Source organism: Azospirillum sp. B21, assembly GCF_008364825.1.
Taxonomy (GTDB): Bacteria; Pseudomonadota; Alphaproteobacteria; order Azospirillales; family Azospirillaceae; genus Azospirillum.
On record NZ_VTTO01000002.1, the window covers coordinates 174,148 to 196,770 of the forward strand.

Annotated in this window: 21 protein-coding genes; 16 read left to right on the plus strand and 5 right to left on the minus strand. The window is 68.6% G+C overall.

What is annotated here, in order from left to right; translation table 11 throughout:
- The first annotated feature begins 137 nt into the window (after positions 1-137).
- Positions 138-1,208 carry a LysM peptidoglycan-binding domain-containing protein gene (locus FZ983_RS05605; protein ID WP_149222599.1) on the plus strand — a complete coding sequence of 357 codons (1,071 nt, stop codon included), beginning with the start codon at positions 138-140 and terminating at the stop codon, positions 1,206-1,208.
- A gap of 39 nt (positions 1,209-1,247) precedes the next feature.
- Here the strand turns inward: FZ983_RS05605 and FZ983_RS05610 are convergent, their stop codons facing one another.
- Both FZ983_RS05610 and corA read right to left on the minus strand, forming a co-directional pair.
- Positions 1,248-1,661 (minus strand): hypothetical protein, encoded by a 414-nt coding sequence (locus FZ983_RS05610; RefSeq protein ID WP_149222600.1) that lies wholly within the window; start codon positions 1,659-1,661, stop codon positions 1,248-1,250.
- 56 nt (positions 1,662-1,717) lie between these two features.
- Positions 1,718-2,719 carry a magnesium/cobalt transporter CorA gene (gene corA / locus FZ983_RS05615; protein WP_149222601.1) on the minus strand — a complete coding sequence of 334 codons (1,002 nt, stop codon included), beginning with the start codon at positions 2,717-2,719 and terminating at the stop codon, positions 1,718-1,720.
- 155 nt (positions 2,720-2,874) lie between these two features.
- Between corA and FZ983_RS05620 the strand changes: the two genes are divergently transcribed.
- From FZ983_RS05620 to FZ983_RS05640, 5 genes are all read left to right on the plus strand, one after another.
- Positions 2,875-3,402 carry a hypothetical protein gene (locus tag FZ983_RS05620; protein ID WP_149222602.1) on the plus strand — a complete coding sequence of 176 codons (528 nt, stop codon included), beginning with the start codon at positions 2,875-2,877 and terminating at the stop codon, positions 3,400-3,402.
- 111 nt (positions 3,403-3,513) lie between these two features.
- Positions 3,514-4,425 (plus strand): ribose-phosphate diphosphokinase, encoded by a 912-nt coding sequence (gene prs / locus FZ983_RS05625; RefSeq protein ID WP_149222603.1) that lies wholly within the window; start codon positions 3,514-3,516, stop codon positions 4,423-4,425.
- Between the two features lie 219 nt (positions 4,426-4,644).
- Entirely contained in the window at positions 4,645-6,390 is a 1,746-nt protein-coding gene (locus FZ983_RS05630) for a methyl-accepting chemotaxis protein (RefSeq protein ID WP_247883599.1), read from the plus strand.
- Between the two features lie 132 nt (positions 6,391-6,522).
- Positions 6,523-7,029, plus strand: a complete 507-nt coding sequence (locus tag FZ983_RS05635; RefSeq protein WP_149222605.1) for a hypothetical protein — start codon at positions 6,523-6,525, stop codon at positions 7,027-7,029.
- A complete protein-coding gene (locus tag FZ983_RS05640; RefSeq protein ID WP_149222606.1) occupies positions 7,029-9,833 on the plus strand; it encodes an EAL domain-containing protein in 2,805 nt (934 codons plus the stop codon). The genes FZ983_RS05635 and FZ983_RS05640 overlap by 1 nt, the downstream gene beginning before the upstream one ends.
- Before the next feature lie 69 nt (positions 9,834-9,902).
- On the opposite strand, the gene FZ983_RS05645 is transcribed toward FZ983_RS05640, so the two are convergent.
- Both FZ983_RS05645 and FZ983_RS05650 read right to left on the minus strand, forming a co-directional pair.
- Complete coding sequence (locus FZ983_RS05645) at positions 9,903-10,277, minus strand: response regulator (protein WP_149222607.1); 375 nt, start codon at positions 10,275-10,277, stop codon at positions 9,903-9,905.
- Positions 10,278-10,657: 380 nt separating this feature from the next.
- Entirely contained in the window at positions 10,658-11,962 is a 1,305-nt protein-coding gene (locus FZ983_RS05650) for an acetylornithine deacetylase/succinyl-diaminopimelate desuccinylase family protein (RefSeq protein WP_149222608.1), read from the minus strand.
- A gap of 174 nt (positions 11,963-12,136) precedes the next feature.
- Here FZ983_RS05650 and FZ983_RS05655 point away from each other — a divergent pair, with 174 nt between their 5' ends.
- From FZ983_RS05655 to FZ983_RS05665, 3 genes are all read left to right on the plus strand, one after another.
- The gene (locus tag FZ983_RS05655; protein ID WP_149222609.1) at positions 12,137-12,976 is read left to right on the plus strand and encodes a 2-keto-4-pentenoate hydratase; all 840 of its coding nucleotides are present in this window, start codon (positions 12,137-12,139) and stop codon (positions 12,974-12,976) included.
- Positions 12,977-13,121: 145 nt separating this feature from the next.
- The gene (locus tag FZ983_RS05660; RefSeq protein ID WP_247883600.1) at positions 13,122-14,096 is read left to right on the plus strand and encodes a DMT family transporter; all 975 of its coding nucleotides are present in this window, start codon (positions 13,122-13,124) and stop codon (positions 14,094-14,096) included.
- Between the two features lie 86 nt (positions 14,097-14,182).
- Positions 14,183-14,644 (plus strand): DoxX family protein, encoded by a 462-nt coding sequence (locus tag FZ983_RS05665; RefSeq protein WP_149222611.1) that lies wholly within the window; start codon positions 14,183-14,185, stop codon positions 14,642-14,644.
- Positions 14,645-14,659: 15 nt separating this feature from the next.
- Here the strand turns inward: FZ983_RS05665 and FZ983_RS05670 are convergent, their stop codons facing one another.
- Positions 14,660-15,175, minus strand: a complete 516-nt coding sequence (locus FZ983_RS05670) for an adenine phosphoribosyltransferase (protein ID WP_149222612.1) — start codon at positions 15,173-15,175, stop codon at positions 14,660-14,662.
- 256 nt (positions 15,176-15,431) lie between these two features.
- On the opposite strand from FZ983_RS05670, the gene FZ983_RS05675 reads away from it, so the two are divergent.
- From FZ983_RS05675 to FZ983_RS05705, 7 genes are all read left to right on the plus strand, one after another.
- On the plus strand, positions 15,432-16,598 hold the full coding sequence (locus tag FZ983_RS05675) for an MlaE family lipid ABC transporter permease subunit (RefSeq protein WP_247883601.1): 1,167 nt from the start codon (positions 15,432-15,434) through the stop codon (positions 16,596-16,598).
- Positions 16,598-17,395 carry an ABC transporter ATP-binding protein gene (locus FZ983_RS05680; protein ID WP_149222614.1) on the plus strand — a complete coding sequence of 266 codons (798 nt, stop codon included), beginning with the start codon at positions 16,598-16,600 and terminating at the stop codon, positions 17,393-17,395. Before FZ983_RS05675 ends, FZ983_RS05680 begins: the two co-directional genes overlap by 1 nt.
- 9 nt (positions 17,396-17,404) lie before the next feature.
- On the plus strand, positions 17,405-18,364 hold the full coding sequence (locus FZ983_RS05685) for an MlaD family protein (protein WP_149222615.1): 960 nt from the start codon (positions 17,405-17,407) through the stop codon (positions 18,362-18,364).
- Positions 18,365-18,378: 14 nt separating this feature from the next.
- Positions 18,379-19,029: an ABC-type transport auxiliary lipoprotein family protein gene (locus tag FZ983_RS05690; RefSeq protein WP_247883602.1), complete on the plus strand. Its 651-nt coding sequence runs from the start codon at positions 18,379-18,381 to the stop codon at positions 19,027-19,029.
- 112 nt (positions 19,030-19,141) lie between these two features.
- Entirely contained in the window at positions 19,142-19,906 is a 765-nt protein-coding gene (locus FZ983_RS05695) for a hypothetical protein (protein WP_149222616.1), read from the plus strand.
- 169 nt (positions 19,907-20,075) lie between these two features.
- Positions 20,076-21,212, plus strand: a complete 1,137-nt coding sequence (locus FZ983_RS05700) for a DUF2336 domain-containing protein (RefSeq protein WP_247883603.1) — start codon at positions 20,076-20,078, stop codon at positions 21,210-21,212.
- A gap of 17 nt (positions 21,213-21,229) precedes the next feature.
- Complete coding sequence (locus tag FZ983_RS05705; RefSeq protein ID WP_149222617.1) at positions 21,230-22,543, plus strand: ATP-binding protein; 1,314 nt, start codon at positions 21,230-21,232, stop codon at positions 22,541-22,543.
- Positions 22,544-22,623: the final 80 nt, after the last annotated feature.

A 22,623-nucleotide genomic window follows, 5' to 3' on the forward strand; every position in this document is an offset into this window, starting at 1 on the left:
GATTGGCCGATGGAAATGCTCCAACGGCGCCATTCTTTTGGCACCTGTCCTTCTGCTATAGTTGCCCATCCTGCCGTGGTGGCGGGCCGCCGGATGGGTGCTCAGTGAAACGAAACGCGTTGTTCGCAGCTTTGGGCGTGGCTCTGACGGGTGGGGCGGCGGCGGTCGTCCTGTGGCCGGCCGGAACCCCTGTGCAGGCACCAGTTCCGGCGGCGTCGGCTCCCGCTGCTACTGCCACCGCCTCGCCGGTGACGACACAGCCGGCGGCACCCGCGAAAGCTGCGGCGGCACCGGCTCCCGCAGCACCCGCGGCGCCCAGCTTCGACGTGGTGCGGGTGGCGCCCGACGGGGCGACGGTGATGGCCGGCCGCGCGGCCCCCGGTTCGCAGGTGACGGTCACCGACGGCGGCACCCCGGTCGCCACCGCCAAGGCCGACCAGCGAGGCGAATGGGTGATGCTGCCCGAGAAACCGCTGGCCCCCGGCACGCGCGAACTGAACCTGAGCGAGGCCCGTCCCGGGTCCGACACGCCGGTGCCGGCCGACAAGGTGGTCGTGGTGATGGTGCCCGATCCGGCGGCCAAGCCCACGGCCGAACAGATCACTTCGACCCAGGGCACCGCGACCGACTCGGCGTCACAGGGCACGGCCGTCGCTGTTGCGGTTCCGCGCGACGGGCTGGCCGGTGCGCCGGCATCCATGGGCGGCAGCTCGGTTCTGCAGGCACCCCCGGTTCCCGCCAACGGCGCGCCTCCGCCGCCGGGCGGCGTGTCGGTGGAGACGATGGACTATGATCCCGCCGGCCGTGTGGCGCTGGGCGGGCGGGCGGCGCCCAACAGCCCGGTCCAGCTCTATCTCGACAACATCCTGGTCGGCAGCGCCCACAGCGACCCCAAGGGCGGCTGGCGCCTGATCCCCGAAAAACTGATCGATCCCGGCGTCTACACCCTGCGCGCCGATCAGGTCACCCAGTCCGGCAAGGTGGTGGCGCGGGCCGAACTGCCGGTCCAGGTCTCCGCCATGCCCACCGGGGCCACCGACGGACGCAGCATCGTCGTGCAGCCCGGCAACAGCCTGTGGCGGCTGGCCCGCCGCACCTATGGCGACGGCATGCTCTACACCACCATCTACACCGCCAACCGCGAGCAGATCCGCGACCCGGACCTGATCTATCCCGGCCAGATCTTCTCGCTGCCGCAGGTGAATTGATCTGTGAACTGATTGGCGAACCGACCGGGGACCGCCGGTTCAGTCCGGCGGCAGTCGGCCGATGGCGGCCCAGCCCAGCGGGGTCAGGCGCAGCATCTCCGGACCCTCGCCGGCCGGGTTGGTCTCCAGCGCCACCAGTTCCCGATTCTCGAACCAGGCCCAGCGCGCCACCTCGGCCGTGGTGCCGGGCCAGCCGTCGGCAAGCCGCTTCAGCACCTCCAGGTCGGCCGACGCGATGGGGAAGCGCGGTTTGGGCACGATCGCCTTCTTGGCGGTCGCCGGTGCCTCCGCCCCTGTCGCCGGCAGAGGCGGGGCGTCGGCCCCGGCATGGGCGCGGATCCAGTCGGTCTGATAGCTGCGGAGCGCCTGTTCCAGCTCGCTCCGTGCGGCGTCCACCGGGCAGCGCAGATAGGCGTCCAGCAGGGTATGCAGCGTGTTCTTTGCGTCGCTCATGGTTCAAATATCCCTAAAGGGCAGCTTGGCCGGGAAGTCACCCCGCCGCGGCAGCGTCAAAGCCAGCCCGTCCGCCGGAAGCGGATGTACAAGCCGGCGCAGACGGCGGCGATCACGGCGAGCACCGCCGGGTAGCCGTACCGCCAGTGAAGCTCCGGCATATGCTCGAAGTTCATGCCGTACAGGCCGGCGATGGCCGTCGGCACGGCGAGGATGGCGGCCCAGGCGGCCAGCTTGCGCGTCACGTCGTTCTGCCGTGCGGCGGCCAGGATCATACTGGTTTCGAAGGCGAAGGACAGCACCTCACGCAGCGAGGCGATCTGATCGTTGACGCGGATCACATGGTCCTGCACGTCGCGGTAATAGGGGCGGATCGCCGGGTCGATCATCGGCAGGTCGAAGCGATCCAGCCGCGAACAGACCTCCAGCAGGGGCGAGGCGTTGCGGCGCAGCCGCTCCAGGTCGCGCCGCAGCTGGTGGATGCGCTCGATCTCCGCCGTGCCGGGCGGGCGGGCGATCAGCTGGGCGTCCAGCTCCTCCACCATCGCCGCCATCTGGTCGAGGACGGGAGCATAGCAGTCCACCACATAGTCCATCACGGTGTAGACGACGAAGTCCTCGCCATGCTTCAGAAGATGCGGCGCGCTTTCGGCCCGCGCGCGCACCGGCGAATAGCTGCTCGATGCGCCATGCCGCACGGTGACGACATAGCCGCGCCCGGCGAAGACATGGGTTTCGCCCAGCACCAGTTCCCCCTGTTCCAGACGGGCGGTGCGCAGGACAATGAACAAGCTGTCGCCATAGACCTCCACCTTCGGGCGCTGGTGGGCGTGCAGGGCGTCCTCCACCGCCAGCTCATGCAGGCCGAACTGGCGTTTCACCTCCATCAGCAGCGCCTCGTCCGGTTCCCACAGGCCGATCCAGACGAAGTGGCCGTCCTTCGCCGCCCAGGATCCCGCCTCCGCGACCGGCACGTCGGCGATGCGCCGGCCGTCGCAATAGGCGGCGCTGGCCATCACGGGGTTGTGGGTGGGAACGGGCGAGGGCGGCAAGGTCATGGTTCGGAAAACCGGACAGCGGACGGCGGAGTGGCGGCACTCTAAAGAGGTTCTCCGGCAGCGTCGACGACTCCGATGGTGCCGACCGGGCGGACCGGGCGTTCCGCGCGTTGTCACTGCCAAGGACCAGTTTCGGATCGGGAAGGGGAAGCACGATGTTCCAATCGGCGGCGCGCGGGATGTATCTTCTGGCGGCGGTGACGCTCAGCCTGTTCGCCCTGCTGTTCATCGGCCTGTCGGCCCTGACCGTCGTGGAGGGGATGGTGGCGCTGGACAGCCACGCGCTGACCTCGGCCATGCTGGAAGGGGTCGGGATGATCGTGCTGGCCATCGCCGTCTTCGAGATCGCCAAATACCTCTACGAGGAGGAGATCGTCCGTGAACGCGAACTGCGCCGCGCCGACGAGGCTCGCCGCACCCTGACCAAGTTCCTGACCACCATCATCATCGCCGCCAGTCTGGAGGGCCTTGTCCTGGTGTTCGAGGCGCGCACCAGCGAGATCTCCGCCATCGTCTATCCGGTGATGCTGCTGGGGGTGGTCACGCTGCTGGTGGTCGGGCTGGGTGCCTTCCAATGGTTGGCGCGCAAGGCGGAAAGCATCTATGTCGATCCCGCCGTGTCGGAAGCGGACGAGGCGGAGGACGACAAGCGGGAGGAAGAGGACGGCATCGCCAAGGCATAGGCCGACAAGACGGGGCAAGGGGCCGCAGCGTCCGCCTTTTGCCATCATTGACCCGTCCCTGCCGCCTGCGCCAAGCTTGCCCGCATCCAAGGTGGTAGAGGGAGATGGGGCATGCCCCCCAACACGGGCAACTACACGGCCGTCTACGGGTTCCCGGAGTCGGCGGACGCGGCGCGCCGGCTGGCCCAGGCGCTGGACATTCCCTGCCACATCGCCGAGCTGCACCGCTTTCCCGACGGCGAGAGCCTCGTCCGCCTGCCCGAACCGGTCGAGCGCGCCATCGTCTACCGCTCGCTCGACCGCCCGAACGACAAACTGGTGGAACTGACGCTCGCCTCCTCCGTGCTGCGGCGCCAGGGGGCGACCGACCTCTGTCTGGTGGCGCCCTACATGGCCTACATGCGCCAGGACGCCGTCTTCAGGCCGGGCGAGCCGGTCAGCCAGACGGTGGTCGGGGAGTGGCTCGGCCGCTGTTTCGACCGGTTCGTCTGCGTCGAGCCGCACCTGCACCGCACCCACACGCTGGACGAGGTGTTCGTCGGCCGCCCCTCCATCGCGCTGAGCGGGGCCGCGCCGATCGCCGACCATCTGCGCGCCGCCGGCGTGGCGCCCGGCACGGTGATCGTCGGCCCCGACGAGGAGTCCGCCCCGCTGGTGGAGGCGGTGGCCGGTCCGCTCGGCCTGACCGGCGTGGTCGGGCGCAAGGAACGGCGCGGCGACCGCGACGTGACGGTGGCGCTGCCGCCCGATGCGCCGATCCATGGCCGCCCGGTGGTGATCGTCGACGATGTCATCAGCTCCGGCGAGACGATTTTCTCCTGTGCGCGGGCCGCGCGGGTGCTGGGGGCCGACACGGTGCGGGTGTACGGCGTCCATGCCCTGTTCAACGACACCGTCGCCGGGCGCTTCGCGGCGGAAGGGCTCGGCCGCCCGCTGTCCTGCGATGGCGTGCCGCACCCGTCCAACGCCCTGTCCCTCAGCGGCTTGATCGCAGAAGCCGTTCAATCATTCGTAGACAAATGATTGCTCCCGGAATGCGGCCTCTGTAGACGCTCCGGCGTTGCAGAGACGCCTGATGAGGAGGCAGGTGCGACCATTATGCACGGCCCTTTGCCGATCCTTTGATCCATTACGGCCGGCCCAAGGTTGCCATTTACGATAATTGTCATATAACTGTCGCCGGATGCATCGCGGCTTCGCGCTGATTGTGCGTATGTCGCATCAATGGTGTGGATGGGCGACATGGCGGCTGATGGGCGGGCACTTCGGGCGGACGCGGGCTTCTTCGGGCTTGAGGCGGAGGAACGCGGACTGCTGGCGAGCATGGGGCGGCTGATCGACCGCAGCCTGCCCGACCTGTCCGAGCGTTTCTATGCCCACCTCTCGCGATGGCCGGAGACCCGCAAGCTGCTGGACGCCCACGGCGACCTGCCCCGGCTGAAGCGGCTGCAGGCCGATCACTGGCGTCTGATGTTCCAGGAGGCCGGTTCGCCGGCGCATGAGGCCCGCTGCCGGGCGGCCGGGGAGGCGCACCTGCGCATCGGGCTGGAACCGTCCTGGTACATCGGCGCCTATGGCGTTGTGCTGAGCGACCTGCTGGCCCTGGTGCAGGGCGCGTTGCGCTGGCGTCCGGCCACGGCGCGGCGGGCGGTGGCGGCGGTAGCCCGCGCGGTGTCGTTCGACATGGACCGGACCTTGGCGGGCTACGGCCTGTCGGCTGCCGGTACCGCCGGTGGCGCCGAAAGCGGGCGGTCGCCGGGCGGCTTCGCCGCGACTTTGATGGACCGCACCATCGATGTGGCGATGGCCATCAACGACGCGGCGGTCGCCAACGCCCAGATGGTCGGGCAACTGCGCGCGGTCGATCACGAATCCCAGGGCATCGCCGCCGCGACCGAGGAGACGGTGACCGGCATCCAGGAGATCTGGGCGCGCAGCCGCGACGTCGCGGCGTTGGCCGGGGAGGCGCGGTCGGTGACCGCCGACGGCGGACACACCGTTCAGCAGGCGGTCGCCCGCATGGAACAGATCGCCACGGCGGTCGAAGGGGCGGCAACGCGGGTCGGCGAGTTGTCGGTCGCCTCGGAACGCATCGCGGAGATCGTCTCCACCATCGAGGCGATCGCCAAGCAGACCAACCTTCTGGCCCTGAACGCGACCATCGAGGCGGCGCGGGCGGGAGAGGCCGGCAAGGGCTTCGCCGTGGTGGCGAGCGAAGTGAAGAACCTGTCCAACCAGACCGCCCGCGCCACGGAGGACATCCGCCTGCGCATCGACGCGCTGAAGGCGGAAATGGGCGCCATCGTCGCATCGATGGAGGACGGCACCCGCGCCGTCTCTGCCGGCCAGCAGGCGATCCGCGAGGTCAGCGAACGCATGGCCGACATCGGCGACCATATCGGCCGCACCGAACAGCGCATGTCCGATATCGCCAGCATCCTGACCCAGCAGTCCGCCGCCGCCAATCAGGTGGCCTCCGGAACCGCGCGCATCGCCGAAAGCAGCGCGTCCAACAGCGCCGCCATCCTGCGCAGCGTCCAGGCGACGCGCGGCGTGGAGACCCTGCTGGGCAACCAGCTGACCCAGCTGATGGAACAGGACATCCCCGGCAAGATCGTGAAGATCGCCAAGGTCGACCACGTCATGTGGAAGAAGCGGCTGGCCGACATGCTGGTCGGGCTGGAGACCCTGCGCCCCGACGAACTGGCGAGCCACGAGGCCTGCCGGCTCGGCAAATGGTATTACGGTCCGTCCTCGATGGGCTACCGCACCCATTCCGCCTTCGTCCGGCTGGAGGCTCCGCACCGGAAGGTTCACGACCACGGCAAGGCGGCCGCCCGCGCCTTCGTGGCCGGCGACATCGACCGTGCGCTTGCCGAGGTGGCGGAGGTCGAGCGTGCGTCCAAGGACGTCATCGACCTGCTCGACACGCTCGACAAGGCCGGGCTGGAGACCGGCCCGACGCCGGCCGCCGCGGTCGGATTCTGAAGGCGGCTTCCGACCGGCCGGTAACACTAACGATCGGGGCAGGTTCTGGTGTAGGCTGGCCGACATAGGCGGGGCGAGCAGAGGAGGCCCGGCAAGGATGTGCGAGGGCAGGCCGTTGAGCGGAGAGGTGTGATGTCGAAGGTGACGGACGTCGTGCTTCGGATGTCCCGGAAGCTGACGGAAGACATCGCCGCCCTGGGCCGGCTGCGCGCAGCGGGAAAGCCGAAGACCTTTCCGCGCTTCCGCGAGATCCGCGCGGCCTATCTGGACATCCAGGGGCTGATCTTTTCGATCCAGGAAAGGCTTGAGGCTGCCGGGAAGGAGCTGCCGCCGAATTTCCCGCAATGGGTTCTCCGGCAGAAGCTGAGCGCCATCGCCATCTTCACCGACATCAGCCATTCCTTCGTCAGCGACCCGCCGCTGGCGCTGACGTCCTCGCTGGGCGCCTTCGACGTGCTGGTGGCGGAGCAGAAGGCCTTCAACGAAACCCTGCACACCTTCGACACGATGCTGATGGAAGCGGGCATCGACGACAAGACCGCCGACGAACTCGATGCGACCCGCAGCAAGATCGAGCAGATCCTGGGCATGATCGAAACGCTGCTGCTGACCAGTCCCAAGATCCTAGAGGAGTTCTGATGGCGGAACCGGCAGCAGATCCCGCAGTCGATCAACCTGCGGACCGCCCGCCGGCCTCCCGCCCGGAACCCTCCTTCCGTCGCTTCCTGCGCAATCTGCCATTGCCGGCCCTCATGCCCGTTCTGGCTTTGATTGCCGGTTGCGGCCTGTCCGTGCTGGCGATGCTCCAATCCGACCGCCTGCTGACCCGCGAGGAGGAGCACCGCTTCGCCACGCGGGCAGAGGAGATTCACGGCCAGCTGGCCGACCGGCTGCAGGTCTACCAGCAGGTCGCCCGCAGTGCCGCGTCGCTGGTGATGACCTTCCCCGATCTGCATTGGACGCAGTGGAGCCAATTCGTCGAGGCGCTGGACATGCCGCGGCGCTATCCCGGCATCATTTCCGTCGCCTATGCCCGCGCCGTGCCGGCCACCCGTTCCGGCGATCTGGTGGCTGCGATGCGGGCGGCCGGCCTGACGAATTTCCGCATCTGGCCCGAGAGTGCGGGGGCGGAGCGGGTGGTCAACATCTTCACCGCCCCGGTCGACGAGGCGAATGTGCGGGCGATCGGCTTCGACATGATGTCGGAAGCGACGCGGCGCTCCGCCATCGAGCGGGCGCGCGACAGCGGCGAGCCGGCCGCCACCCGCGCGATCACGCTGAAGATCGACGAGGCGGCGGGGGCGAAGCCTGCCTTCATCCTTTATCAGGCGACCTATCGCGGCGATCCGTTGCCGCCGTCGCTGGAAGCGCGGCAGGCCTCATTCACCGGCGTGGTGCTGGTCCCGGTGCGGATCGGTCCGCTGGTGGACGGGCTGGTTGACGAAAAGCAGCCGGACACCGGCATCGAGATCTACGACGTGCCGCCGGCCGAGGCGGAATTCCCGCTCTACCGCAGCCGGCGTCCGCTGGAAACCACGGCCGCCATCAGCCTGATGCGGGAACTGCCGGTGGGCGGCCGGGTCTGGACCATACGCTACGACAGCCTGCCCGACGGGGTGCTGACCGCCCATGAATGGGTGCCGGGGGCTCTGCTTGCCGGCGGGATCGCGTTGAGCATCGCGCTGTCGCTGATCCTGCGCATGATGCTGGCGACCCATTCCCGTGCGGTCGAACTGGCGGGGGAAATGACGGCCTCGCTCCGCCTGCAGGAGGCGGAACGGCAGCAGTTGTTCACCCAGGCGCCGCTGGGGATCGCGCTGGTCGGCACGAACGGCCTCCTGACCGACTGCAACCCGGCCTTCGCCGCGGCCGCCGGGCTGGTGCGGGAGGAACTGCTGGGAACCGACTTGCGGCTGCGCTTTGGCGACCAGGCCTCCGTCTTCGCACTGGAAGCGGCGCTGCAGGGCGAAAGCGGCAAGCTGGAATCCGACCAGCCGCTGGTGCTGGGCGGGCGGCGCAGCCATTTCAGCCTGCATTTCCAGCCCGTCACCCTGACCGAAGAGCTGAAATTCGTCCTGGCCTTCGCCGAGGACATCGGTGATAAGCGCCGGGCGGAGCAGCATATCCAGTATCTGGCGCATTTCGATGCGCTGACCGGCCTGCCCAACCGCGTCCTGCTGTTCGACCGCATCGCCCAGGCCCTGCGCGAGGCGCGGCGCGAGGGCAGCAAGGTGGCGGTGCTGTTCATCGACCTCGACCGCTTCAAGGTGATCAACGACAGCCTGGGCCACAGCTTCGGCGACGAGGTGCTGCGGTCGGTGGCTCGGCGGCTGCAGTCGGGATTGCGCGAATCCGACACGGTCGGGCGGCTGGGCGGCGACGAGTTCCTGATCGTGCTGCGCCGCGTGACCGAACCGGAGGATGCGGCGCGCGTGGCCGAGAAAGTGGTGGCGCATCTGGCCAGCCCCTTCACCGTCGGCGGCCAGAATTTCGTGGTGACGCCCAGCATCGGCATCAGCCTGTATCCCGACGACGCCGATGACCCGGAAGGGCTGATCCGCTGCGCCGACATCGCCATGTACCACGCCAAGGAAAATGGCCGGAACGGCTTCCGCTTCGTCACCAAGGAGATGGGCGCCAGATCGCGCGAGCGCATGGATTTGGAAGGAAGTCTGCGCGACGCCATTCGCGAGGGGCAGCTGTTCCTGGTGTATCAGCCGCAGGTCGATACCCTGACCGGCCGCATCGTCGGGCTGGAGGCGCTGATCCGCTGGCGCCACCCGGAGGAGGGACTGATCCTGCCCGGCCGCTTCCTGCCGGTGGCGGAGGAGACCGGGCTTGTGCTGGCGATGGGCGACTGGGTGCTGTTCGAGGCCTGCGCCCAGATCCGGCGCTGGCGCTCGCGCCTCGACCTGTCGATCCCGGTGGCGGTCAACGTTTCCGGCGCCCAGTTCCGCGACGGCCAGCTGCCGGCCAAGGTCGCCCGCGCGCTGGATGCCAACGGCCTGAGCGGCCCGGAGCTGGAGGTCGAGGTGACCGAAAGCACCCTGATCGACGATGTCGAATCGGCGGCGGCGACGCTGGGGGCGTTGAAGCAGCGCGGCGTTCTGATCGCGCTGGACGATTTCGGCACCGGCTATTCCAGCCTCAGCTATTTGCACCGTTTGCCGATCGACAAGCTGAAGATCGACCGCTCCTTCATCCACGACCTGTCGACCGGCGCCAGCGACGCCTCCGTCCCGCGCGCCATCGTCGGGCTGGGCCGCAGCCTGGGTCTGTCGGTGATCGCCGAGGGGGTGGAGACGCAGGAGCAACTGCAGCTTCTGCGCGATCTGGCCTGCGAAAGCTACCAGGGCTTCCTGTTCAGCCGCCCCGTCCCGGCCGACGAGGTGGAACGGCTGCTGGCCAGGCAGGGTGCCGCCCAGCCGGTGGCGGTGGAGTGACGGCGGCGATCGGATGCGCCATCGAGGCGGCCCACCGGTGAGACCGATGCGGCCAGGAGCGGAAACCTGTCATCCAGGGAAGTCCGCGGAAGGCGGGTCGCTGTGGGTTCGGCACTGCAGCAGCGTGTCGATCACGGTTGTGTCGCTGTAGGGCTTTGCGATCACCGGACGGTGGCGGTGCGACTTGGGCAGCCCATCCTCGCCATGGCCGGTGGTGAAAATGAATGGAATGCCCACTTCAGCCAGACGGTCCGCAACCGGATCGATCTTCTGGCCTCGCAGGTTGATGTCGAGCAAAGCGATGTCGAAGCGGTTTGCTGCGATGATTTCCAGAGCGCTGTCGATCGAGCCGACGGGACCAAGGCAAATGGCGCCCTGGTCGCACAGCACATCTTCCAAGCTCATCGCAATCAAAGGCTCGTCTTCGACGATCAGAATGGTCATGTCGGTCAAAGCATCGCGAATCAAGGTTCCCTCGCCTGATTGTCCATGTTGGTATGCGTAATGGTGAAGTAACAGTGAATGACTTATCTGAATGACACCTGTTCCATTATTTTGATTCGTTCTGATATTGATCGATTTTTTCGTCTCTAGGCATGTAGATTCGCATTCTCTCGGCGGCGTCCGCATGATCTGATCACCGCGTTATAAGCCAAATGTCCAAATACAGTTGGAGAGCGCCGCCCGCGCGGCTCTTCCAAGCCGGACGACATGAATACGTTCTTGGAGCGACGCTGGATCTGTGGGTCAGGCGATTGAATGAGGAGAACGGAGAAGAGGGCGTCCGCAGTGTGCTTCGGATTCGTCCGTTCCCGGATATGCGTTCAGAACCGCGGACCGTCGTTACCGTTCATCAGCCCCAGCGTCGCCAGCGCCATCACCTGGGCCGACTGCACCATGTCGTCGATGCCGACCCATTCATCAGGCTGGTGCGCGAGGTCGAGGATGCCGGGGCCGTAGGCGATGCAGTCCTTCAACTGGCCGACGCGCACGACGTGTTTCTGATCGTAGGTGCCGGGGGAGACGACATGCTGCGCCGGGCGGCCCAGCACGGTTTCGATGGCGGCGGCGACCGCCCGCACCACGGGGGCGTCGGCGTCGGTCATGGTGGGCAGGAAGGCCAGCACCTCGCGCAGCTCATACTCGAAGCCTGGGCGGCTGCGGCGCAGATCCTCCAGGATGGCGACGATCTCGCCGCGGACCGCCTCGGGGTCCTCCTCGATCAGGTAGCGGCGGTCGATGACCATGCGGCAGCGGTCGGGCACCATTGGGCTCGGCAGGCCGTCATGGTCCTCGCGTTGGCCGCCATGGATGGCGTTGATGTTGATGGTGGACTGGCGCGCCCCTTCCGGCACCACCGGCATGTCGGTGCGCTTGGCGGCGAGGCGGGGGATCAGCTCCGTCTCGATCCGGTGCAGCACCGCACCCATGTGGCGCACCGCGCAGTTGCCGAGGAAGGGCATGGAGCCATGGGCGACGCGGCCCTTGGTCTCGATCTCCGCCCACCAGACGCCGCGGTGGCCGATGCAGACACGGTCGACGTTCAGCGGCTCCGGAATGATGACGTGGTCGACGCGGGGCCGGGAGAAATAGCCGAGCTTCGCCAGATGGCCGACGCCGCCGTAACCGCCCGATTCCTCGTCCACCGTGCCGGAGATCTCCAGGGCGCCGGCGGTCAGCAGCCCTTCCTCCAGCAGCGATTCGACGGCGATGATCGAGGCGGCGATGCCGCCCTTCATGTCGCAGGCGCCGCGGCCATAGACCCGGCCGTCCTTCACCACCCCGCCGAAGGGATCGACGGTCCAGCCCTGGCCGGCCGGCACCACGTCGATATGGCCGTTGAAGTGGACGCAAGGCCCCGGCCGCGGCGCCTCGATGCGGGCGACGACGTTGGTGCGCGGATAGCGGTCGCTGTCGCCGGCCGCCCCTTCCGCCCGCACATACTCAACCGAGAAGCCCCGTGCCGCCAGACGGCGGCCGATCAGTTCGGCACAGTCGGTATAGACGTCGCCGGGCGGGTTGACGGTCGGGATACGGATCAAGGCCTGGGTCAGTGCGACCAGATCGTCGCGCCTCGCCTCGATACGGCGGAACAGCTGGCTGGTTGCGGCGTCGGTGTCGGAGCGCATGGCCTCTCCCGCGGCAAGGACGGCATCAGTGTCGCCTCAAGCGGATGGTCCGTCCACCCCGCCTTTCGGGAAGCGCGCCGGGTGGCGTTGGCGGGTTGTGTTTTGTGCAGCGCACTTTCCCGGACCGGCCGGGGCGGCTACAGTCGCCGCACCCCTCAGCGGAGAGTCCCTGTCATGACCGTCACGCACCCCATCGGGCTGAGCGCCCCGACCCTGGCCGACCCGGTGATCGCCGAGACCGCCGCCCGCTTCGTCGCCGCCCGCCGCAGCGCGACCGGTCTCGCCGAGTTCCCCGGCCCGCTGCCGGCGGATCTCGCCACCGCCTACGCCATCCAGGCGACGGCGACCGCGGCCTGGCCCGACGAGGTCGCCGGCTGGAAGGTGGCGCGGGTGCCCCCGGCCCTGGAGGAGGCGCTGGGCGCCATGCGCTACATCGGTCCGGTCTTCGCCGGCACGGTGGCGACAGCCGACGGGGGAGCGCTGAGCTTTCCAGTGATTCCCGGCGGTTTCGGCGCGGTGGAGGCGGAGTTCGCGGTGCGCATCGCCGCCGACGCTCCCGCCGACAAGCTGGACTACAGCCCGGCGGAGGCCGCGGCCTTCATCGCCGCCGTCCATGCCGCCGTCGAGGTGGCGGGCGGCCCGCTGGCTCCGGTCAACGAACTGGGGCCGACCGCCTCGACCGCCGTCTTCGGCAACAACACCGGCCTGATCATCGGCGAGGAGATTGTCGGCGGGCTCGAAAGCGCCGATGCGCTCAGGGCCGAGGTGCTGATCGACGGGCAGAGCGTCGGGGTCGGCAGCGCCGCCAAGCTGCCGGGCGGCATCGCGGCCGCGGTCGCCGTGGCGCTGAGCATGGCGGTCCGGCTCGGCCGGCCGCTGAAGGCGGGGCAGTGGGTGTCCACCGGCGCCCTGACCGGCGTGCATTCCATCGCCATCGGCCAGCAGGCGCGGATCGCCTTCACCGGCCTTGCCCCGATGAGCGGCACCGCCGTCGCGGCGACGCCTGCCGCCTGAAGGTCGAGAGGCTCCACCATCAGCGTCGCGGATCGTGCAATCCAGGGTGGGGCGGAGGGCATGGCCGTCCGCCGCCTTCGGGCGAGCCAAACGGATGCGGGGATGCTTGAATGGCGTTCCCTCTTCCGTCGCCGGATCCAACACCTTGTCCCAAACCAGCGCATCCCAGGCCAGCCTGCCGTCCGACGGCATCGCCGCGGCGTCCGTCCTGCCGCCGGTCCAGCTTCTGACCGGGCTCGGGCTCGCCGTGGCGGGGGTGGTGGCCTTTTCCCTGCGGCCGGTCATCATCAAGCTGGCCTACCGCTACAATGTCGATCCGGTCACGCTGATCATGCTGCGCATGGTCTTCGCGCTGCCCTTCTTCCTCGGCATGGCGCTGTGGTCGGGTGCCCGGAAGGGGGCCGGAAAAGGAGATCGCGCGCCGATCGCCGGCCGCGACCTCGCCCTGACCATCGGGCTCGGCATCACCGGCTATTACGCCGCCAGCTTCTGCGATTTCCTGGGGCTGCGATACGTCTCCGCCGGGATGGGGCGGCTGCTGCTGTTTCTCTACCCGACCATCGTGGTGATTCTGTCCGCCATGTTCCTCGGCAAGCGGATCGGCCTGCGCGAGGTGGTGGCGCTGGTCGTCTCCTATGCCGGCGTCGCATTGGTGGTGTGGTCGGAGGTCGGGACCGGCCACCCCAACTTCATGGCCGGGGCCGGACTGGTCTTCATGGGGGCCTTCCTCTATTCGGTCTATCTGGTCGGCAGCAGCCGGGTGGTGCAGCGGATCGGCTCCATGCGCTTCACCGCCTATGCGATGACGGCGGCCTGCCTGTGCTGCATCCTTCAATTCATTGTGCTGCGGCCCCTGTCGGCGCTGGACCTGCCGCTGCCGGTCTACGGGCTGTCGGCGGTGATGGCGGTGGTCTGCACCGTGCTGCCCGTTCTGATGACGGCGGAGGCGCTGCGGAGGGTCGGCCCCAATCTGGTGGCGCTGAGCGGCGCCATCGGCCCGGTGGCCGCCGCCGTCTTCGGCTATCTGGTGCTGGCGGAGCCGATGGGCATGCTGCAATTGGCCGGTGCGGCCCTGACGGTGGCCGGCGTCATGATCATCACGCTGTGGAAGACCGCCTGAGGCCGTTCTTTCGACCGTCGGCGGAATAATGGGCTTTCCGCCATCGTCACCTGTTCCAAGTGAAACCGGAATAAGGGACCAGTGCGATGACCAACCATGCGACGACGCCGGGCGGCTTCGCCACCGGTGCGGGAACCGCCACCGCCGGACAGGATGCGCTGCTTCTGGCGGCACGCGTCCTGTTGGGCGCCATTTTCGTGCAGAGCGGCTTCGGCAAGCTGATGGCGCTCGGCGGCTTCATCGCCGGGCTGGAAAGCCAGGGCGTGCCGATGGCGGCGGTGATGGGCACCATCGGCGCGCTGGTCGAGGCGTTCGGCGGGCTGGCCGTGGTGCTGGGCGCCTGGACCCGGCTGGCGGCGCTGCTGGTCGCGGCCTTCACCGTCGCCGCGACCCTGATCGCCCACCGCTATTGGGACGTTCCGCCGGAGGCCATGAAGATGCAGCAGACGCAGTTCATGAAGAACCTCGCCATCATCGGCGGCTATCTGGCGCTGACCGCGGCGGGGGCCGGGCGCTTCAGCGTCGACGGCTGGCGCGCCCGGCGCTGATCTCAGGAGCCGATCTCACTCATCGTATGCCATCAGCGAGACGCTGGGCACGTCGATGCGGTCCCGGCCGTTGAGGAAGGTCAGCTCCACCAGGAAGGCGGCGGCGCGGACATCGGCGCCGACCTGGCGCAGCAGGTTGATGGCGGCGACCATGGTGCCGCCGGTCGCCAGCAGGTCGTCCAGCACAACCACGCGCTGGCCGGGCTTCACCGCGTCCGCCTGCACCTCGATGGTGTCGGTGCCGTATTCCAGATTGTAGGAATGGGCGATCTTGTCGCCCGGCAGCTTGCCGTGCTTGCGCACCATGATGAACCCGATGCCCAGCGCCAGAGCCAGAGGGGCGGCGACCAGGAAGCCGCGCGACTCGATTCCGACCAGAAGATCCGGCTTGTGCGGGCGCACGGCGTCGGCCAACTCGTCGATGGCGGCCTTCCAGGAGGCGCCGTTCGCCAGCAGCGGCGAGACGTCGTAGAACAGGATGCCGGGCTTCGGGAAATCCGGAATGCCGCGGATGTGGTCTTTCAGGTTCATCGGAGATCGTGTCCGTAAAGGGTCTGGTGCCGGCATGGAAGGCCGGGGCCGCCGGCCCGCACTCTAGCGGCTGCCTGTCTGCGCGAAAAGACGCGATTGGCCGTGGCCCCAGACGCCGTGTTCGGCGCCGGGCATGGCCGCCGTGCTGCGCGGCTATGCCGCATGGGGTTGACCATTCGGCGGTGCTCCGCCACGTTCCAGAAGCACCGGTCGGCCAGACGCACCGGGCGGAGTGCGGTTGCGTGCGGCGGAGCCTGTGGCTGGAACTTTGGCGAAGGACGGAACGGCGGCGGAGTTGGCCCGGATCGATGCCGGGCCGGAGGACGGCGGCTGGCGGATCGGTGCCGCCGGGCGCTGGACGCTGCACGCGGCCGGGTCGGCCTCGGACGCGCTAGACCGGGCGCAGAAGCCAGAGGACGGTGCCGCCGTGCGGCTCGATCTGTCGCGGGTGGAGGCGCTCGACACCGTCGGCGCCTATCTGCTGAACCGTCTCGCCGACCGGCTGGGGGCGGAAGGGCACGCGGTGGAGGTGGTCGGGGTGCGGCCGGAGCATGCCGCCCTGTTCGGCGCGGTGCGCGATGCCGGCAAGGCGCCGCCCCATGCGATCGAGCGCGACCATCACCCCATCCTGGACATGGTCGTCCGCACCGGGCAGACGACGGTGAACGCCGGCAAGGAACTGCTGGATCTCGTCGGCTTCCTCGGCCTCGTCACCGTCACCTTCGGCCGCCTGATCCTGCGCCCGTCGCGCCTGCGCCTGACCTCCGTCCTGTTCCATATCGAGCAGACCGGCCTGAACGCCCTGCCGATCCTGGGGCTGCTGTCCTTCCTGATCGGCGTGGTGCTGGCCTTCCAGGGGGCGGACCAGCTGAAGCGCTTCGGGGCGGAGCTTTATGTCGTCAACCTGCTGGGCATCTCCGTCCTGCGCGAGATCGGCATCCTGATGACGGCGATCATCGTCGCCGGCCGATCCGGCTCCGCCTTCACCGCGCAGATCGGCACCATGAAGGTGAACCAGGAGGTCGACGCCATCGGCACCATGGGGCTCGACCCGATCGAACTGCTGGTGGTGCCGCGGGCGCTGGCGCTGATGATCTCGCTGCCGCTGCTGGCCTTCTACGCCGACGTGATGGGACTGTTCGGCGGGGCGGTGATGGCCTATGCCACGCTGGACATCACCTTCGGGCAGTTCATTCGCCAGCTTCACACCGCCGTCGGCATCAACACGGTGATCGCCGGGCTGATCAAGGCGCCGGTCTTCGCCCTGGTCATCGCCATGGTCGGCTGTTACGAGGGGCTGAAGGTCTCCGGCAGCGCCGAAAGCGTCGGCATCATGACCACCAAGGCGGTGGTGGAGGGGATCTTCCTGGTGATCGTCATCGACGCGGTGTTCTCCGTCGTCTTCTCCATGCTGGGGGTGTGATGGACACGTCCCCCGTCATCCGGGTGCGGGGGCTGGTCACCCGCTTCGGCCCGCAGACCGTCCATGACGGGCTCGACCTTGATGTCGAGCGCGGGGAGGTGCTGGGCGTCGTCGGCGGGTCCGGCACCGGCAAGTCGGTGCTTCTGAAGGAAATCCTGGGCCTGATCGCGCCGTCCGCCGGCCGGATCGAGCTGCTGGGCCACGACACCGCCGAACTCGGCCGGGCGGAGCGCACGGCGCTGCAGGCCCGCACCGGGGTGCTGTTCCAGAACGGCGCGCTGTTCAGCTCCATGACGGTGGCGGAGAATGTGATGCTGCCGCTGAAGGAGCACACCGATCTGCCGCCGGCGCTGATCGCCGAGGTGGCGCGGGTGAAGATCGCCATGGCCGGCCTGCCGCCCGATGCCGGGACCAAGCATCCGGCCCAGCTGTCGGGCGGCATGATCAAGCGTGCCGGTCTGGCCCGTGCCCTGGCGCTCGACCCCGACATCCTGTTCCTGGACGAGCCGACCGCCGGTCTCGATCCCATCGGCGCCGCCGCCTTCGACACGCTGATCCAGGGGCTGCAGCGCAGCCTGGGGCTGACCGTCTTCATGGTCACCCACGACCTGGACAGCCTGACCTCCATCTGCGACCGCATCGCGGTGCTGGTGGACCGCAAGATCCGGGTGGGAACCTTGGCCCAGCATCTGGCCGATCCGCATCCCTGGATCCGCGATTACTTCCACGGACCGCGCGGCCGCGCGGCGCTGGACGCCAAGGAACGCAATCAAGCTCGACAGCTTGCGAAAGGGTAGGGGCACGCCATGGAAACCCGCGCCAGCTATATTCTGGTCGGCAGCTTCGTGCTGGCGCTGGTCGCCGGCCTGCTGGTCTTCACCGCCTGGATCGCCAAGGTCCAGCTGGACGAATCGCGTGAGACCTACCGCATCTACTTCAGCGGCTCGGTCACCGGCCTGCAGCAGGGAAGCCCGGTGCGCTACCGCGGCGTGCCGGTGGGCACGGTGTCGGACATCCGGCTCGACCCCGACAACGTCACGCGGGTGCGGGTGACGGTCCAGGTGCAGAACGGCACGCCGATCATGGCCGATTCCATCGCTTCGCTGGAGGTGCAGGGCATCACCGGCGGCGCCTATGTCCAGATCTCCGGCGGGACGGTGGAGGGCAAGCGACTGACCGCCACCGATGCCGATGGCGTGCTGACCATCCCGTCGCGGCCAAGCTCGCTGACCGCGGTGGTGGACAGCGCGCCGCAGCTGGTCAACCGCGCGCTGGAGGTCATCACCAGGCTGGGCGAGCTGCTGAACGGCGAGAACCAGAAGGCCATCGGCGAGATCCTGGCCAATGCCCGCACCCTCAGCGGCGAGCTTGCCCGCGCCGGCTCCGGCCTGGAGGAGACGATGGCCCAGGCGCGGCAGACGCTGGACGGCTTCGAGGCGGTCGGGCCGCAGTTGGACCGCACCCTGGCCCAGGCACGGGAAACGCTGGCGACGGTGGACGGCAGCGCCAAGCAGCTGACGGGGGAAACGCGCGAGCTGATGCGCTCGCTGAAGCGCACCTCCGACACGCTGAACAGCCTGATGGCCGAAAATCGCGAGCCGGTGCGGGACTTTACCGCCACCGGACTGTATGATCTGACGTTGCTGATCTCCCAACTGCGCGACCTGTCCGGGCAGCTGTCGCGGGTGATCACGCGGATCGAGAACGATCCGTCGAACTTCCTCTTCGGCGGGACGCGGCAGGGTGTGGAGGTGCGTGGGAAATGACGGGGACGGCGATCTTGCGGAAGGGGACGGGCAAAGGGGCGGCGCGGTCGGTGCTGGGTGCGGTGACGGGGGCCGTCCTGCTGCTGGGGCTTGCCGCCTGCTCCACGCTGAACCCGACGGCGCCGCAGCTCTACACCCTGACCCCGCGCGCCAGCGTCGCCGACGGTCCCAAGGTCGACTGGCAGCTGTTGGTCGAGACGCCGGCCGCCGCCGCCGGGATCGACACGCCGCGCATCGCGCTGGCCCGCACGCCGACCTCGCTCGACTATTACGCCGACGTGTCCTGGGCCGACCGGGCGCCCAACATGGTGCAGGGGCTGATCGTCCAGACCTTCGAGGACAGCGGGCGGATCGTCTCGGTCGGGCGCGACACGGTGGGCTTGCGCTCCGACTATGTGCTGAAATCGGAACTGCGCGACTTCCAGGCGGAATATGCGACGCCCGGGGCGGCCCTGCCGGACCGGGTGCATGTGCGCCTGTCGGCCAAGCTGGTCGCCATGCCGCGCCGGACCATTGAGGCGGGCGAGACCTTCGAGGCGTCGGCCCCCGTGCGCGGCCGGTCCTTCACCGACATCGTCGCCGCCTTCGACGAGGCGCTGGGCCGCGTCACCGGCGAACTGGTGACCTGGTCGCTGTCGCAGCATTTCCGCCCCTCCGGCAGCTGACCGGCCAAGCGCAGGCCCGGCTGCAACCTCAGGTGCGAAGTCCGAAAAGACCTTGCCACGCCCGCATAGCCGCGTACGTAATAGGGATGTTCGCGCAGCGCAGGATCGGGCGATGACGGATTTGTCGGACGTGTCCCGGGAAGAGTTGGAGGCGATGGCCGAGGCGGGGCGCGAGGTCCGGCTGTGCCAGCGCGTCCTGGCCAAGACCGGCGACACGGTGGTGGGCGAGCTTCTGCGCGGGCACGGCACGCTTTACGAGTGGAAGCACTATCCGCCGGGCGACGTATACGATGCCGAATTCCACGCCCAGTACTATTACCACTGCCACCCCGAAGGCGAGCGGCCCGATGGGGAGCATGGGCATTTCCACACTTTCCTGCGGCCCCACGGCATGCCGTCCGGCCTGCGGCCGGCGCCGCTGCCCGACTTCCAGCCGCCGGAGAACGACAACGACGCGCTGTCGCACCTGATCGGCATCGCCATGGACGTCGCCGGCCAGCCGGTGCGCCTGTTCACCACCAACCGCTGGGTGACGGGGGAGACCTGGTACGCCGCCGACGACGTGATCGCCATGCTCGACGCCTTCGAGATCGACCATGCCCGCCCGTCCTGGCCGGCAAACCGCTGGATCACCGCGATGATGCGGCTGTTCCGACCAACCATCATCGGCCTGCTGCGCGAGCGGGACACCGCCATCCGGCGCTGGGCCGACACCCATCCCGACGCCTACGTCTACGAGGACCGCGGGCTGGAGGTCGCCTCGCAGTGCCTTATCTCGGTGGAGGAACAGATCGCCGAGGTCGCCATCCACCTGCGCGGTGCGCGGCGCCGCCGCCCGATCCTGCCGGAACCGCCCAGTTTCGTCGAGCTGCCCTGATCCCAATTCGAACCCCGTCCTACGATCTATGACCCGCCGGCGTTAATGAAGGTTCAACCGTTTCGGAAGATCCTTGACGGTGTGGACAAGTCTCCGCCCACATCCGCGCGGGTATCGCCTCTTCGCGACAGATATGGAGACGGACCAGGGCAGGAAGGGTCCCGGACCCATGAGTGACGGTATGAAGTCGGGTCATCTGACCCAGGAGGACGTGGTGCGGCTGCTGGCCGACCCGTCGCCGAACAGCCGGACCGATCTGGCCGCCAAGTTGGCCCAGCAGTTCGACAGCCCCGAGCTGTCGCAGGCCGAGCACAAGCTGGCGGAGGATATCATCCGCCTGATGGTCAACGACACGGTCCTGCGCGTCCGCCAGACCCTGGCCGAGAACCTGAAGTCCAGCCCGTCCCTGCCGCGCGACGTCGCCCTGACCCTGGCCCGCGACGTGGAGGCGGTGGCGATCCCGCTCCTCAGCGTGTCCACCGTGCTGACCCCGGCCGATCTGGTCGAGATCGTGCGGTCGGGGGCCGAGGCGAAGAGCACCGCCATCGCCCAGCGCCCGACCGTGCCGGCGGTGGTCGCCGACGCGCTGATCGAAAGCGGGTCCGAACGCGCCGTCGCCGCCCTGGTCGCCAACGAGGGGGCGGAACTGGGCGAGCAGAGCCTGGGCCGCGTCATCGACCGCTTCGGTGCCAGTGAAGCGGTGCAGGACCCGCTGGTCCACCGCTCCAAGCTGCCGATCACCATTGCCGAACGGCTGGTCGCCGTGGTGTCGGAGCGGCTGCGCCAGCATCTCGTCGCCCACCACGAACTGCCGGCCAAGGTCGCGTCGGAGTTGATCCTGCAAAGCCGCGAACGGGCGACCGTGGCGCTGTTCACCGGTGAGAGCGACGAAGGCGCCCTGGACCGGCTGGTGGGCCAGCTCGCCCGTACCGGCCGCCTGACGCCCTCGCTGCTGCTGCGCTCGCTGTGCACCGGCGACATCGCCTTCTTCGAGATGGCCATGTCGCGCATGGCGAACGTTCCGCTGACCAACGCCCGCCTGCTGATCCACGATGCCGGCCGTCTGGGGCTGAAGTCGCTGTACGACAAGGCGAAGCTGCCGCCGGCCCTGCTGCCGGCCTGCCGCATCGCCATCGACGTGCTGAAGGAGACGCCCTATGACGGCGAACCCGGCGACCGCGAGCGCCACCGCCGCCGCGTGATCGAGCGCATCCTGACGCAATACGAGGATCTGGCGCCCGAGGATCTGGAATTCCTGCTGGCGAAGCTGGGCGACATCATGCAGCCGGAAAACGCCGCGGCGTGATCGACCGGACGTTTTTCATGGATGTAAGCTCTGCCGGGCCGGCGGAGACCGTCAGCCGCCTCGAAGCCCGTGTGGCCGAGCTGGAGGCCGCCCTGCGGCAGAGCGAGGCGCGGGCGGGAGAAGCGCGTTTCCGCTCCCTGGTGCAAACCGCGGCCAGCATCATCCTGGTCCTGGGAGAGGACGGCCGCGTGCAGGAGGCCAACCGGGAAGCCGAACGCGCCTTCGGCATGGGCAGCAGCAGCGGCGGCGCCATCGGCCGCCACTGGACGGAGGTGATGGGGGAGCGCCCGACCGGCGCCTTCGCCGCCCAGATCGCCATCGCCGTCCAGGGCACGGAGATCCGCAACTTCGAACAGGCGCTGCGCGAGCAGGACTGTATGAGCGAGCGGGTGTTCCTGTGGAACCTGAACCGCCTGCCGGAGGCGGACGGGGTGCCGCCGGGCATCCTGTGCGTCGGCCAGGACATCACCCGGCGCAAGCGGGCCGAACTGGCGCTGCGGCAGGCCCGCGACGAGCTGGAGATGCGTGTCGCCGAGCGCACCCGTGCGCTGATGCAGGAAATCCAGGAACGCCGCCGCGCCGAACAGGCGCTGATCCAAGCCAAGGAGCAGGCCGAACTCGCCAACCGTGCCAAGAGCGAGTTCCTGGCCAACATGAGCCACGAGCTGCGCACGCCGCTGAACGCCATCATCGGCTTTTCCTCGATGATGGAAAGCGAGATCGTCGGGCCGCTGGGCCACCCCAAATACCTCGATTATGCCAAGGTGATCGGCAAGTCGGGGCAGCATCTGCTGGCCGTCATCAGCGACATCCTGGACGTCGCGAAGATCGAGGCGGGGAAGCTGGAGATGCATCCGCAGCCGATGGACGTCCGGGACGCGGTGGAAAGCTCGCTGCTGCTGATCGCCGAACGGGCGGAGGAAAGCGGCCTGACGCTGAACCAGGACATCGCCCCCGATACCCCGCACCTGCTGGGCGACCCGGTGCGGGTGAAGCAGATCCTGCTGAACCTGCTGTCCAACGCCGTCAAGTTCACCCCCGCCGGCGGCAGCATTGCGCTGCGCGTCCGCCCGGACGGCGGCCGCATCCTGATCGAGATCGCCGACACCGGCATCGGCATGAACGCCGAAGGCATCGCCGTGGCCCTGCAACCCTTCGGTCAGGTCGACAGCCAGCTGTCCCGCCGCTCCGGCGGCACCGGGCTGGGCCTGCCGCTGGTCCGTTCCTTCGTTGATCTGCTGAACGGCACGCTGGACATCCGCAGCCGCGAGGGCGAGGGCACGACGGTCAGCGTGCGCCTGCCGGTGGCGCCGCCCTATGACGGCGAGTGATCGCAATCGGGGACGATAGCCGCTTGCACGTCGCGACGGCGCGGGCCACCTTGCCTGCTTGAATAGACGACAGGCGGGGT

Excerpts from the sequence above, each read along its gene's own strand:
- FZ983_RS05610 (WP_149222600.1), bottom strand. The coding sequence starts at position 1,661 with ATGAGCGACGCAAAGAACACGCTGCATACCCTGCTGGACGCCTATCTG.
- corA (WP_149222601.1), bottom strand. The coding sequence starts at position 2,719 with ATGACCTTGCCGCCCTCGCCCGTTCCCACCCACAACCCCGTGATGGCC.
- FZ983_RS05620 (WP_149222602.1), top strand. The coding sequence starts at position 2,875 with ATGTTCCAATCGGCGGCGCGCGGGATGTATCTTCTGGCGGCGGTGACG.
- prs (WP_149222603.1), top strand. The coding sequence starts at position 3,514 with ATGCCCCCCAACACGGGCAACTACACGGCCGTCTACGGGTTCCCGGAG.
- FZ983_RS05630 (WP_247883599.1), top strand. The coding sequence starts at position 4,645 with ATGGCGGCTGATGGGCGGGCACTTCGGGCGGACGCGGGCTTCTTCGGG.
- FZ983_RS05635 (WP_149222605.1), top strand. The coding sequence starts at position 6,523 with ATGTCGAAGGTGACGGACGTCGTGCTTCGGATGTCCCGGAAGCTGACG.
- FZ983_RS05640 (WP_149222606.1), top strand. The coding sequence starts at position 7,029 with ATGGCGGAACCGGCAGCAGATCCCGCAGTCGATCAACCTGCGGACCGC.
- FZ983_RS05645 (WP_149222607.1), bottom strand. The coding sequence starts at position 10,277 with ATGACCATTCTGATCGTCGAAGACGAGCCTTTGATTGCGATGAGCTTG.
- FZ983_RS05650 (WP_149222608.1), bottom strand. The coding sequence starts at position 11,962 with ATGCGCTCCGACACCGACGCCGCAACCAGCCAGCTGTTCCGCCGTATC.
- FZ983_RS05655 (WP_149222609.1), top strand. The coding sequence starts at position 12,137 with ATGACCGTCACGCACCCCATCGGGCTGAGCGCCCCGACCCTGGCCGAC.
- FZ983_RS05665 (WP_149222611.1), top strand. The coding sequence starts at position 14,183 with ATGACCAACCATGCGACGACGCCGGGCGGCTTCGCCACCGGTGCGGGA.
- FZ983_RS05670 (WP_149222612.1), bottom strand. The coding sequence starts at position 15,175 with ATGAACCTGAAAGACCACATCCGCGGCATTCCGGATTTCCCGAAGCCC.
- FZ983_RS05680 (WP_149222614.1), top strand. The coding sequence starts at position 16,598 with ATGGACACGTCCCCCGTCATCCGGGTGCGGGGGCTGGTCACCCGCTTC.
- FZ983_RS05685 (WP_149222615.1), top strand. The coding sequence starts at position 17,405 with ATGGAAACCCGCGCCAGCTATATTCTGGTCGGCAGCTTCGTGCTGGCG.
- FZ983_RS05695 (WP_149222616.1), top strand. The coding sequence starts at position 19,142 with ATGACGGATTTGTCGGACGTGTCCCGGGAAGAGTTGGAGGCGATGGCC.
- FZ983_RS05700 (WP_247883603.1), top strand. The coding sequence starts at position 20,076 with ATGAGTGACGGTATGAAGTCGGGTCATCTGACCCAGGAGGACGTGGTG.
- FZ983_RS05705 (WP_149222617.1), top strand. The coding sequence starts at position 21,230 with ATGGATGTAAGCTCTGCCGGGCCGGCGGAGACCGTCAGCCGCCTCGAA.